14 protein-coding genes are annotated in these 12,783 nt (G+C 37.2%); 3 read left to right on the top strand and 11 right to left on the bottom strand.

Annotation, left to right across the window (positions count from 1 at the left end; translation table 11 throughout):
• Positions 1-10 precede the first annotated feature (10 nt).
• The 5 genes from qoxD to FG383_RS11805 all read right to left on the bottom strand — a co-directional run bounded on the left by qoxD (position 11) and on the right by FG383_RS11805 (position 4,534).
• A complete protein-coding gene (gene qoxD / locus FG383_RS11785; RefSeq protein WP_093267254.1) occupies positions 11-292 on the bottom strand; it encodes a cytochrome aa3 quinol oxidase subunit IV in 282 nt (93 codons plus the stop codon).
• 1 nt (position 293) lies between these two features.
• Positions 294-890 carry a cytochrome aa3 quinol oxidase subunit III gene (gene qoxC, locus FG383_RS11790; RefSeq protein WP_093267257.1) on the bottom strand — a complete coding sequence of 199 codons (597 nt, stop codon included), beginning with the start codon at positions 888-890 and terminating at the stop codon, positions 294-296.
• Positions 887-2,836: a cytochrome aa3 quinol oxidase subunit I gene (qoxB, locus tag FG383_RS11795; protein WP_142607592.1), complete on the bottom strand. Its 1,950-nt coding sequence runs from the start codon at positions 2,834-2,836 to the stop codon at positions 887-889. Before qoxB ends, qoxC begins: the two co-directional genes overlap by 4 nt.
• 56 nt (positions 2,837-2,892) lie before the next feature.
• Positions 2,893-3,816, bottom strand: a complete 924-nt coding sequence (gene qoxA / locus FG383_RS11800) for a cytochrome aa3 quinol oxidase subunit II (protein WP_142607593.1) — start codon at positions 3,814-3,816, stop codon at positions 2,893-2,895.
• A 496-nt stretch (positions 3,817-4,312) separates the two neighbouring features.
• Positions 4,313-4,534 (bottom strand): small acid-soluble spore protein Tlp, encoded by a 222-nt coding sequence (locus FG383_RS11805; protein WP_142607594.1) that lies wholly within the window; start codon positions 4,532-4,534, stop codon positions 4,313-4,315.
• A gap of 157 nt (positions 4,535-4,691) precedes the next feature.
• On the opposite strand from FG383_RS11805, the gene FG383_RS11810 reads away from it, so the two are divergent.
• A complete protein-coding gene (locus FG383_RS11810; RefSeq protein ID WP_142607595.1) occupies positions 4,692-4,952 on the top strand; it encodes a hypothetical protein in 261 nt (86 codons plus the stop codon).
• An 86-nt stretch (positions 4,953-5,038) separates the two neighbouring features.
• On the opposite strand, the gene FG383_RS21330 is transcribed toward FG383_RS11810, so the two are convergent.
• Both FG383_RS21330 and FG383_RS21335 read right to left on the bottom strand, forming a co-directional pair.
• Positions 5,039-5,467 carry an MFS transporter gene (locus tag FG383_RS21330; protein ID WP_246096980.1) on the bottom strand — a complete coding sequence of 143 codons (429 nt, stop codon included), beginning with the start codon at positions 5,465-5,467 and terminating at the stop codon, positions 5,039-5,041.
• Between the two features lie 47 nt (positions 5,468-5,514).
• Positions 5,515-6,237 carry an MFS transporter gene (locus FG383_RS21335; protein WP_246096981.1) on the bottom strand — a complete coding sequence of 241 codons (723 nt, stop codon included), beginning with the start codon at positions 6,235-6,237 and terminating at the stop codon, positions 5,515-5,517.
• A gap of 171 nt (positions 6,238-6,408) precedes the next feature.
• On the opposite strand from FG383_RS21335, the gene FG383_RS11820 reads away from it, so the two are divergent.
• Positions 6,409-6,693: a DUF3219 family protein gene (locus FG383_RS11820; RefSeq protein WP_142607626.1), complete on the top strand. Its 285-nt coding sequence runs from the start codon at positions 6,409-6,411 to the stop codon at positions 6,691-6,693.
• Positions 6,694-6,711: 18 nt separating this feature from the next.
• Positions 6,712-7,707: an LLM class flavin-dependent oxidoreductase gene (locus FG383_RS11825; RefSeq protein ID WP_142607596.1), complete on the top strand. Its 996-nt coding sequence runs from the start codon at positions 6,712-6,714 to the stop codon at positions 7,705-7,707.
• A gap of 5 nt (positions 7,708-7,712) precedes the next feature.
• Here FG383_RS11825 and FG383_RS11830 read toward each other — a convergent pair whose 3' ends face one another.
• The 4 genes from FG383_RS11830 to FG383_RS11845 all read right to left on the bottom strand — a co-directional run bounded on the left by FG383_RS11830 (position 7,713) and on the right by FG383_RS11845 (position 12,279).
• Positions 7,713-8,081 (bottom strand): hypothetical protein, encoded by a 369-nt coding sequence (locus FG383_RS11830; protein WP_142607597.1) that lies wholly within the window; start codon positions 8,079-8,081, stop codon positions 7,713-7,715.
• A 136-nt stretch (positions 8,082-8,217) separates the two neighbouring features.
• Positions 8,218-10,080: an ABC transporter ATP-binding protein gene (locus FG383_RS11835; RefSeq protein ID WP_142607598.1), complete on the bottom strand. Its 1,863-nt coding sequence runs from the start codon at positions 10,078-10,080 to the stop codon at positions 8,218-8,220.
• Complete coding sequence (locus FG383_RS11840) at positions 10,077-11,801, bottom strand: ABC transporter ATP-binding protein (RefSeq protein WP_142607599.1); 1,725 nt, start codon at positions 11,799-11,801, stop codon at positions 10,077-10,079. The genes FG383_RS11835 and FG383_RS11840 overlap by 4 nt, the downstream gene beginning before the upstream one ends.
• Positions 11,794-12,279, bottom strand: coding sequence for a MarR family winged helix-turn-helix transcriptional regulator (locus tag FG383_RS11845; RefSeq protein ID WP_142607600.1), 486 nt, complete (start codon positions 12,277-12,279; stop codon positions 11,794-11,796). The genes FG383_RS11840 and FG383_RS11845 overlap by 8 nt, the downstream gene beginning before the upstream one ends.
• Between the last annotated feature and the right edge of the window lie 504 nt (positions 12,280-12,783).

The following is a 12,783-nucleotide window of genomic DNA, read 5'->3' on the forward strand; positions in this document are numbered from 1 at the left end:
AAACGATTATTTACATATCCCAAACTAGTATTAATAATGTACCAAAAATGGTGATAAGCGCAATGATTAAACCGTAATATACGTTTAAATAGATAGAGTTTTTGTCATTGGTCTCACCAGCATGCATGAATACAACTAGCTGAAGGCCAGCTTGTATAAATGCAGTAACTAGAAGAATCGTCATCCCAATAGAAAATGACATATCCGTGAAGTAAACCATAAGTGCCACTGCGGTAAGGATCAACGAAAAGACAAAGCCCATTACTTGTTTAACAGGGAATAATTCTTTCATCTTACATCATTCCTTTCAAGTAGATGAAGCTAAAGATGAAGATCCAAATAACATCTAGGAAATGCCAATAAAGCGAAAAGATGAACGATTTATTGGTTGTCTCAGGAGTCAATCCACGTTTTTTAATTTGAATTAGGATAGCTATTCCCCAAAATAAGCCAAATGTTACGTGCAATCCATGTGTTCCTAGTGTAGTTAACAGAGCAGCAGTAAATGCACTAGTTTGTAGTGTTGCGCCTACATGAATATAGTGAACGAATTCATATATTTCAAAGCCTAAGAATCCAGCACCAAGTAGTAGTGTGATTGAAAAGAAGATCATCATTGCCTTTTTGTTACCTAAACGCATAGCATGAATCCCAAGACCGATAACAAAACTACTTGTTAAAAGTAAAATTGTTTCAACTAATACTGGTGTAATTTCAAAGATTTCTGCACCCGAAGGTCCATTACCAATACGATTTTCTAAAGTGAAATACATAGTGAACAGTGTTGCGAAAAGCATTATTTCAGCACCTAGGAAGATCCAAAAACCTAAAATTTTCAAGTTATTCTCTTCCGTACTATATTCAAGCGGAAGCGAGTTATCTATCTTCATTTTTTTGCACCTCGCAATTTTGCTTCAGTTTCTTCAATTTCTTCAACAGAAATATATCGACCGTGATCCTTCTCAAACGAACGGTAAACCAAACAACCTAAAATACCGATTAAAGTGACGATAGCAAGTGGCCATATGCTAAATACCATCGCAAATCCAAAGACGAAGAAAATACAACCTAGGATAAATGGCCAGCCACTATTATTTGGCATATGAATTTTTTCGATTTTACCTTTAAATAATTCATGCCCATTTTTCTTCGCATCCCAAAATGCTTGAGTTGATGCAACTTGTGGTGTAATAGCAAAGTTATATTCTGGTACTGGAGTATGAGTAGCCCATTCAAGTGAACGTGCATCCCATGGGTCATTACCAATATCTCTTGAAGCATAACGAATACTATAGTAGATATTGTAAACAAGTAAAGCAAAACTGATTGCCATAATTCCCGCACCGATAAATGAAACCATATTCAACATACTAAAACCAGTAGATTCAGAGTATGTGTACATACGACGTGCTTGACCATCTAACCCAGTAATATACATTGGAATAAAGGCTAAGACGAACCCAACTGACATCAACCATGCCGTCCATTTTCCAATTCTCTCATTTAACATGAAACCAAACATTTTTGGCCAATAGAAAGTAAGACCTGCAATCATAGCGTAAACTACTCCTGGAATAATTACGTTATGGAAGTGAGCAACTAAGAACATCGTATTATGATATTGGTAATCAGCAGCTGACATCGCAAGCATAACTCCAGTAACTCCACCTAATGTAAACAGTGGAATGAAGAGCATGGAATATAACATTGGAGTTGTAAATATGATTTTCCCTTTCCAAAGCGTGAATAGCCAGTTAAATATTTTAACCCCAGTCGGAATAGCTATCGCCATTGTTGTGATAGAGAAAATACTGTTTGTGAATGCACCTTGACCCATTGTAAAGAAATGGTGAGTCCATACTAAAAATGAAAATACGGAAATGACTACCATAGAGACAACCATCGATTTATAGCCATAAAGATTACGACGTGCAAAGGTAGCGATTATTTCACTATATAGACCGAATGCGGGTAAGATTAAGATATATACTTCAGGATGTCCCCAAACCCAGAACAAGTTAGCCCAAAGCATATCCATACCACCATTATCGGTTGTAAAGAAGTTTGTTCCAAATAATCTATCCATTGTTCCCAATGCAAGAAGTACTGTTAATACAGGGAAAGCAAAAACAACGATTACGTTGGCGATAAATGCAGACCATGTGAACATTGGCATTTTCATTAACTTCATACCAGGTGCTCTCATTTTAAGAATAGTCGTTATAAAGTTAATACCAGATATCATTGTACCCAGACCAGCTATTTGAATAGCGATCATATAATAATTCGTACCTACTGATGGACTGAATTCATTGTTTGCAAGTGGAAAATAAGAAGTCCAACCTGCATCAGGTGATCCACCTACGATGAATGAGATGTTGAATAACCCCATACCCATAAAGAATAACCAAAAACTTAGTGCATTTAAACGAGGAAATGCCACGTCACGAGCTCCGATTTGTAACGGAATAAGGTAGTTAAAGAAAAACGTGATGAATGGCATCGCCATAAATAGGATCATTACAATCCCATGTGTTGTGAAAACTTCATTATAATGTTGCGAATCTAGAAATGTGTTATCAGGCATTGAAAGCTGATAACGCATCATTACTGCGTCTACTCCTCCACGGAATAGCATAAGTAAAGCAACTAGTAAATACATAATACCAATTCGTTTATGATCTACTGTGGTGATCCATTCGCGCCAAAGGTATCCCCATTTTTTAAAATAGGTAATACCTAAAACAATTGCAATCATTGTTAGACCAATACCAACCATGGATGCGTATATTAAAAAGCTTGGATGTGGTACTGCAAAACGATCAAAGAAATCCATACTTTTGTAACTCCTTTCGAAAATCTATTGTTTGTTACGATACTTAAACTCTTTTATCAATGATGAGCGTGATCTGATTCCTCATCAGAATGGTTAGAATCATGATTTTCATGTTCAGAGTGATCTACTTCAGACTCAGTTGAACCATGGTTATGTTCAGGAGCTGGTGAGAATTCTAAATGTGTTCCTGTATAAGTAGAACGTCCTAGATGTCCTGGTTCTAATAACTCCTCAAACTTGTCTTCTGTAAGAGGTGTAGCTGTTTCGTGAACTTCTTCTACCCATTCGTCAAAATCAGCTTGAGACATCGCTGTAACTTCAAATGTATTTTTAGCAAATCCAGCACCGCTGAAGTTTGCGTTTCTTCCCATGAATTCACCTGGATTGTCTGCTGCTAAGTGTAAAGTTGTTACCATGTCAGCCATCGCATATTTTTGTCCACCTAGTTGTGGAATCCAAAAACTAGTAATAGGTCCATAAGAATATAGTTTAAATTCAATTGCACGGCCTGCAGGGATATACAAGTAATTCACTGTCTCGATATCCTCTTCCGGATAACTAAAATGCCATTTCCAATTGGAAGTAGAAGCATAAACAATTAACGGTTCTGTATCCTCATATGCTGCTGGAGTTGCCTCTACCTCGTAATTACTTTTAACTGAAACAAAAGAAAGGAAAATGACGATAACAACTGGAATACCAATACAGATTGCTTCCACAAGTGCACTCCCTTCAATGTGCGGAGGCTCGTAATCGTCCTTTTGGTTGGAAGCGCGATATTTTATTAACACGAATACTAATATTGCAAGTACGACAATTACAATACCTGACATAAGCAAGATGGATAACATAATATCATCAGCTTGCGTTTTTGCTTGTGGGCCTTTCGGATCTAATACTAATAATGGTTCACAACCAGTTAGCACAGTGGCTATAGTGAAAATCATCGTAAGTAAAGCCCATTTCACTTTTATTTTCATAGTTGTACCCCTTTCGATTATTTGAATGTAATAAACATGTACGAAGTTATCCGTATTCCGTTGCCTCTATCATATTTACAAACTTGCTTAATAACAACAGCAAAAAGTAGGCTTCACAAAACGTTCATTTAGATTTCTTTATAAATTCAACATTTGTTAACAAAGTTGTAACGAACGTCAAAAAGTTGTCACGCCTATGGATGAATATGTAAATGCAAAAAGAGCTTGGAAACAATTCCAAGCTCTTTTCGTATTTAAAACATATGAGGAAATTGCATGATGATTGCATGGGAAATCATCGAACGGGTATTGTGAATATGGAGTTCTATAAATAGGATTCTGTGGGGGAGAGGAAAACTCATTTGAATAAAAGTGCATGCTAAGGTTGTCAATCCTTTTTCCCTTAGCTTACTTTCTATCATTAGTGTGATTGTTGTATTGTATTAAAAAATGAGCCCAGTGGTCCGAAGATTACTGGGCTCATTCCTCCATCAGGTTAAATATATCCGTTTATACGTGATTTAGCTTCTGCGAGTATTTCAGCTCGTAAACCATCAATACTTTCCTCGCGTCGTTCATTTTTCTTTTTAATGGCTGCGAGTTCTTCGCCATCTGCAAATTCCATTGCGATTTCTGCTGCTTCCTTATTACGGATAGTTTTCTTCAATCTTTCTGTGTTTTTCGCTGTATCATTCGGTCCAGGTCCGTGTATGGTCATTACTATCCCTCCTTCTTTGGTAATAATCTTTCAAGATTTAGTGTTCCCAATACCCACAAAATTATTGAAGGTTTTTATTTCAAAACGAATAAAATGATGTAGTTTTGCCATAGTAAAGACGTATTGGTTTCTAAGAAAAGTGAAGGAGGAATTCATATTGGAAGATCACACACAGATGAGTTGGAAGGAAGATAATGTAATTGCCCGATTGCATAATTCTGTAGATAATGTCTCGCTAGCTGTAGGGCAAGCGCTTACGAATCCCTCGGAGCAGTCTATTCAAAACGCACAAAATATGATTGAACGTGCGAATCGTTCTGTCACGATGGCTCTAGAAAGCAGAGGAGATTTGGAACCAATTCACATGCTTCAGGAGCAGTTAAACCAAGATAAGGAAAAATTAAATAGAATACATTAATGAAGAAATGTATAACTCCTATTATGGGGCTGTCTCAAAAGTCATTGTTGACTTTGGTACAGTCCCAGTTTGTTATAGTATATCGTTCAAGATGATTTTCCCTTGTTAGTTTCCAATGTTCCTATTTTCTTGCTCCCAATTAGATATAACAACAAAATAGCAATCATAAAAGCAGCAGAATAACTAAAAGTCATGCCGTAGCCGAAACTTTTTGCTACGAATCCAAGTCCAACTGATCCAATAGCCATACCAAAATCCAAAAAAATAAGAAGCATCGAATTGGCAGTTGCTTTTTTCTCGGGTGGAATAAGGGTTAATGCCCATGCCTGGATAATGGGCTGGAGTATGGCAAAAGCGATTCCGAATAATGCCCCTGAAACGAGAACCATCCACATACTTGTAGAGAATCCTAAGAAGATCAAACCTACTGCCCCTGAGATTGAGGCGGGAATAATAAGGATTCTATGGCCGAATCGATCAAAAATTTTACCGGAGAAAGCACGAACCAGTACCATGGCAATCCCTTGTGCGATGAAAAACTGTGAAATACTACTACCAACATTTATCTATTTCCCAAATGACCCATAAAATTGACAGTTCCTGCAATTGCCATATAATTTAGCGCTACTAAAATACTCGGAAGAAGGACACGCTTATCGAACATGTACTTATAAAAAGGCTCTTTAATTGGCGGCTGTGTATTTTCCGTTTCTTCTTTAATTGTATATTTGGTAAAGAGGCTACACACAAATGAAAAAAACATAAGACTTAGAGTTAGAATCATCATAGACTGGAATGAATAATTTGCAAGATAAGAAATAGCAATTAATGGACCAATTGTCGTTCCAACGCTCGTAGACATTGCGAAAAACACGATGCCCTCACCTAACCGTGATTTAGGAACGATACTACTTGATATCGTAAAGACTAAATTTGTAAGCATACAAAATCCAATCCCTTGTAGTGCTCTAATGAATATTAAAAATCCGATGGAGTCGTTAACAAACGTAAGACCGATTGTACCCATAAAATATACGAGTGAAATAATGAGGAGCAATTTCATATTTACTTTTTGAATAATTACACTTGCAAAGAACCGTGTAATTAGCGATGCGGTCATTAAGGTCGTCGTCATGATTCCTGCAATTGCTGGGTTATCACTAATAGTTGATACAAAAATAGGGAATCCAGCGGTAATCATATAAAAAGAAGCAAACATGACTAAAGCTAATAATACAATCACTATATATTGGTTTGTCCATAGCTTTGTTTTTTCATTATCCATGGTGTAAAGACCACCTTTCAATACGATTGTATTCTTCCCTGATTTTTATAAAATATTTAGGCCGCTTTTTGATGGAAGTAATTAATAATGAAAATGCTTTCGTAGATGGTACACTTAAAAAAAGTATTAAATTCGGAGGTATTTGGAATGGACAAAAAATTAGAAGATATAATGATAAATGAAATTATACTAGATGATACATTCATTAAAGTAAATCGTTATGATTCAAAAAAAGTAAATGATTTGTATCAAATTTCTGTTGTTTTTAATGTTACAAGTGAGGATTATCACGATATAGCCGTTTTACTTTATAAAGGTACGTTCGATGTGAAAGTACCGGCGCAACATCTGTCTTTTAGAGGAAGCATTCATCAATATTCCACTTCGATTACAAATTTATATGAAAAAGGGCAAGTTGGAGAGTATAAGCTGAGCTTACTGGAAGTACAAAACTAAAGAAGGAGACACGAGGAGATGAATTTAAGTATTTTGGATCAATCCCCAATTTCATCCAATCAAGCGGCAAAAGATGCATTACATGAATCGATGGAGTTAGCAAAATTAGGAGAATCGTTAGGTTATACTCGCTACTGGATTACGGAACACCATGATTTAACGGGACTCGCAAGTTCTGCTCCCGAAGTGATGCTAGCGTACATTGGAGCGAATACAAATACAATACGTATTGGCTCAGGGGCTGTTTTGTTGCCACATTATAAGCCATTCAAAATAGCAGAAGTTTATAACACATTAGCTACTTTATTTCCTGATCGTGTGGATGTTGGTTTAGGTCGGGCACCAGGTGGTTCTGCGGAAGCTACGAATGCTTTGTCGGATAATTTCTTACAAAATGTGTATAAAATGCCTAGTTTGTTGAAAGAGTTTCTTCATTTTCTAAATGGAGATTTTCCTAGTGACCATGAATTTTCGAAAATTTCTGCTTCACCAGTTCCGGCAGTATCACCAGTACCATGGCTTCTTGGGACAGGTAAAAAGAGTGCTCTGCTTGCTGCAGAAAATGGACTTGCCTACACATTCGGTCAATTTATGAGTGAGGAAGATGGAGTGGCTATCGTTCAGGAGTATTTGGATGCTTTTAAACCTAGAAAAAAGGGGCAAAAACCCGAAGTGATTGTAACGGTTTCGGTTATTTGTGCAGAAACGACTGAAAAAGCGAATGAGCTAGCGACAAGTACGCTAGTTTGGGCGTTACAAAGGGCGAAAGGGGAGGGAAAGAGCGGGGTTCCTTCTATTGAAGAGGCACGGGAATATCTATTAGATGATTTGGAAAAAGAAACATTAGAAAATATGAAAAAGAAATTAATTATTGGTAGTCCAACAGAAGTGAAGGCTGCGCTAATTGAATTGCAAACTAGCTATAAAGCAGATGAAATGATGTTGAATACGATAACCTATTCTACGGAAGATCGTTGTAATTCATATAGACTAATAGCGGCCGAATTGCTGTAGAACGGTCAAAGTACTTCCATTTCATTGAGTACTGTATGGACTTCATTTTCTTCTAATTTGTCCGTTATTTCGTCTATCAAGTGTTGAATGAAGGCTTCTTCGTCGAAGTCTTCTGGATCTACATTGAAACTATCCAATTCAATTTGTACATCTTCGCGAACGTCCGTATTTATTTCTACAAGCTCAGTGAAGAAGAGCCAATATCTATTTTCTTCAAATAGTTTTCCATTAATGTGGACAATCGTGGAAGTTATCGTGGAAGATGGAACGGAATAGTTGTTTTTTATACGGATGAAAGTTTCATTATTATTTGCTGCAAATATCATCTCTAAATATCCAATATCAAAAGCTTTTTTGAAATCTACTTTTTTCAAAACTATCCCTCCAAACCTAATTTAGCAATCTATATAGATAGTATATAAATCAGGAGGATAGATTATTACAGATCCAAATAACGATAGAAAAAAAGAGAAACAGTAAGCAAAGCTTGGCTGTCTCTCTTTCATTTGCTTAAATCGCTTTTTTAGTCGAAAATTGGCTGTTATATAAATCTGCATAAAAGCCATTTTCCTCGATGAGCTCCACATGTGAACCTTGTTCAATTACTTTACCTTCGCTCATCACCAATATCAAATCGGCATCTCTAATAGTAGAAAGTCGGTGTGCGATAACAAAGCTCGTTCTTCCTTCCATTAAGCGATTCATCGCTTGTTGGATAAGTAGTTCAGTTCGTGTATCTACACTTGATGTCGCTTCATCTAAAATCATTATAGGTGGATTTGCAAGAACAGCGCGAGCGATTGTTAATAATTGCTTTTGCCCTTGCGAAATATTCGATGCTTCTTCATTTAAAATCGTTTCGTAACCATCTGGTAAAGTACGGATAAAATGGTCAGCACGTGCCGTTGTTGCGGCTGCGAAGATTTCTTCATCTGTTGCACCATCTTTTCCGAATGCAATATTGTCTTTAATCGTTCCATTAAAGAGCCAAGTATCTTGAAGGACCATCCCAAATGTTGTACGAAGATCCGTTCGGGACATTTTTCTAGTATCGTGTCCATCAATAGTGATTTTCCCATTGTTTAATTCATAAAATCGCATCAATAAATTAATCAACGTTGTTTTACCAGCCCCAGTTGGTCCAACAATTGCTACCGTCTGACCTGGTAATACATCGATATTCATATTTTCGATTAATAGTTCATCTCCGTAACCAAAGTCCACTTGTTCAAATGTAACGGCGCCTTTTGCTTTAGATAAACTTTCTGTTGTTACTTCTTTTTCTTCCTCTTCTTCGTCCAGTATTTCAAAAACCCGTTCCGCTGCTGCAATTGTCGATTGGATGATGTTGGCGATATTTGCTGTTTGCATGACTGGTTGTGTGAACTGACGTGTATACGTAATAAAGGCCTGAATATCACCGATAGAAATGGCGCGTTGGGTAACTAATATTCCTCCGACAACGCTAATGGCAACATAGCTTAAATTACCGATAAAGGACATCATCGGCATAATAATACCAGATATAAATTGTGCTCTGCGACCAGCATCATATAATTGTTCATTCACTGCATCGAACTCAGCAACCGCTTTTTTCTCGTGGCCGAACACTTTAACTACTTGGTGCCCAGTATACATTTCTTCGATATGCCCATTCAATTGACCAAGTGTTCGTTGTTGATCGGCAAAATGCTTTTGTGATCTTTTTAAAATTGGTTGAATGACGAACATTGATACCGGTAAACTTACAATGGAAATTAACGTTAATAATGGGCTAATCGTTAACATCATGATGATAATACCTACGATGGTTACCACCGAAGTAATAAACTGCGTTAAGCTTTGCTGAAGTGTATTTCCGATTGTATCTAGATCGTTCGTAACACGGCTTAACGTTTCCCCGTTTGGTCGACCATCATAATACTTAAGAGGAAGCTTTTCTAGTTTGCCATTTACTTCTTCCCTTAAATCATAAACCGTTTTTTGTGCGACACTCGACATAATATATTGTTGGATATACGTAAACAAGCTACTAATCACATACAAAGCTGCTAATAGAAGGAGTAGTTTCCCAATTGCATTAAAATCGATTGCTGCTCCTGGATCCCCGGTCATTTTTGCGTATGCACCTTCGAATAGTTTTGTAATTGCATTCCCCATAATTTTAGGGCCAACAATTGCGAATACGGTACTTAAAATAGCAGCGATAAACACGGCAATTAATTGAGTGCTTCGAGGTTTTAAGTAAGCTAGTAACCGTCGTAAAGTACCTTTAAAATTCTTTGCTTTCTGTCCACCCATCATCATCATGTTTCCTCCGCCAGGTCCTATTGGATGTCCGCCTTGAGAATGCGATTTTTTTTGCTTACTCATGCGATTTCCTCCTCCGAGAGCTGTGATTCAACGATTTCTCGATATACGTTATTATTTTCTAAAAGTTCTTTATGTGTACCTATTCCTGCAATTTCTCCTTTATCTAATACGATAATTTGATCTGCATCTGCTACCGTACTCACTCGTTGTGCAACAATGACAACCGTTGCATTTTTTGTCTCACTTTTTAGTGCTTCTCGTAAGTTTGCATCTGTTTTGAAATCAAGTGCTGAAAAACTGTCATCGAAAATGTAAAGATCAGGTTTCCGAACGAGCGCTCTTGCAATCGAAAGTCGTTGTTTTTGTCCTCCAGAAACATTCGAACCGCCTTGCGAAATAACAGAACCATAGCCTTCTTCCATTTTAATAATAAAGTCTTCGGCTTGAGCAATGCGTGCAGCATGTTCAATTTCAGCTTCGGTTGCATCTTGTTTACCAAAACGGATATTTTCTTTAATCGTTCCAGAAAAGAGTAGTGCTTTTTGTGGAACGAATCCGATTTTCGAACGAACCTCCTCTTGGGAAGATTCACGAATATCGACGCCATTTACACGAATCGTTCCATTTGTCACATCATAAAAACGTGGAATCAAATTCACAAGCGTAGACTTACCAGCACCGGTGCCTCCAATAATTGCTGTAATTTCCCCGGACTTTGCTTGAAATGTAATATTAGATAATGCGGATTCTTCTGCTCCTGGGTAGCTAAAAGAAACATCATCAAATTCAAGTGTTCCTCGTTCTTTGTTTGCTAATTTCGTTCCTTCGTTTAAAGATGTTGGTTTTGTATTCAGAACCTCATTAATACGGTTTGCAGATACTGCCGCACGAGGTACCATAATGAACATCATAGAAGCCATCACAAGTGCAAACATAATTTGCATAACATATTGGATAAATGCCATTAAATCACCGATCTGCATAGACCCTCCATTAATACGAATTCCACCAAACCAAATGATTAGTACTACGGTGATGTTCATGACCAACATCATAACGGGCATTAAAATTGCCATCACTTTGTTTACTTGAATAGAGACATCAGTCAATTCTTTGTTTGCTTTTTGAAGTCGAACTTTCTCTTGTTTTTCCCGATTGAAAGCACGGATAACACGAATCCCGGTTAAATTTTCACGTAATACAAGGTTTAACTGGTCTAATTTCGTTTGAACCGTTTTGAAAAGTGGTACACCTTTATACATGATTAATAATACGGCCCCAACTAACACAGGCGTTGTAAGTACAATGACAAGTGATAATTTAGCATCTTTAGATACGGCCATAATAATCCCACCAACTAACATGATAGGAGCGCTAACGACCATACGTAGCATCATGATGACCACTTGTTGCACTTGCGTTATATCATTAGTCGTTCTTGTAATAAGCGATGCTGTACCAAACTCATCGAAATCTTGAAGGGAAAATTGCTCTACATGCTTGAACACTTTACGGCGAATATCCCTACCAAAACCCATTGCAGCTTTGGAGGAGTAGAAGCTTGCTGTAATGGATGCGACAGCTCCAAGTGCAGCAACTAGAAGCATTAATCCTCCAATTTTCCAAATATAAGCTGTATCGCCAACTACTACACCTTTATCGATAATATCTGCCATTAGCGTTGGTAAATAAAGGTCAGCCATTGATTGTATAAAAACTAACCCTAACACGGAGAGAATAATCCACTTATACATAGTTAAGTTTTTCATGAGTTTAATCATTTTGGTTGTTCTCCTCTGAATTAGTTTCGTTTTCTAAAAAATCAGCGATATGAAGCAGTGTGGCTTGAAATTCCTCGAATTGTTTTTCAGTAAGTGTGTCCATAATGGATTCGATTGTACGATGAATGCTTCCTTTTTGTTGACTTATTTTTTCAAACAAGTTGATTCCTTTTTCACTGAGTATTAATTGCATTTTACGTCGATTGTCCGGAACGGGCTGTCTATGGAGCCATTCGGTTTGTACAAGTCCATCGACTGCCGTGCTTAACGTACTTTTTGGAATTTGTAATACTTCACCTAATTGTTTTTGCGTCATTTCTTTACGTGGCGCAATGGTCATTAGGATAGAATATTGTGGAATAGATAACTCATTTTCTAGTGCAGTTTTATGTATAAACCGCATCATATTTCTATTTACACGCCAAAAAGTATGCAAGAATTTTGTAGATCTACTATCAGGGGGAATGTTGCAATTCATTGTTATCACTCCGTTCTTTTTAGGATTGTTCATTTGTGAACAGTTCTATAGTGTTTAGTAAATTTACTCCTTGTTTGGAGAGAAGTCAACTAGAAAGATGAGGGGTTTTGCAAGAAATTATTGGAGATTAGAAATAGCTAGCTTTCATGCAACAAGATTAGGTATGGCGTTGTTTAGGGATACTGCGACGTAGTGAGTTGAATGGAGTATCCACCGGGTAAGCGATGAGCCTTCACCGCCGCTTAGGCGGACGCCCTGAGAAGTCTCATTATGCTCACTTATCCCACTGGAGTCGCCTCCCAGCAGCGAAAATCCATGGGAATTGCTTGCTAATTTTGCGTCTACTGTTATCAGAGCTTTAAATTGATCAGATTCACTACGCAATATTTATTAAAGCTAATTAGAAAATGCTTTCTCCAAATAAGTAGAGTATTTACTTAGGATAAAGTTCATTTCATACAACCATTTATAGGTATGANCAGAGCTTTAAATTGATCAGATTCA

Source organism: Psychrobacillus soli (assembly GCF_006861775.1).
GTDB lineage: Bacteria > Bacillota > Bacilli > Bacillales_A > Planococcaceae > Psychrobacillus > Psychrobacillus soli.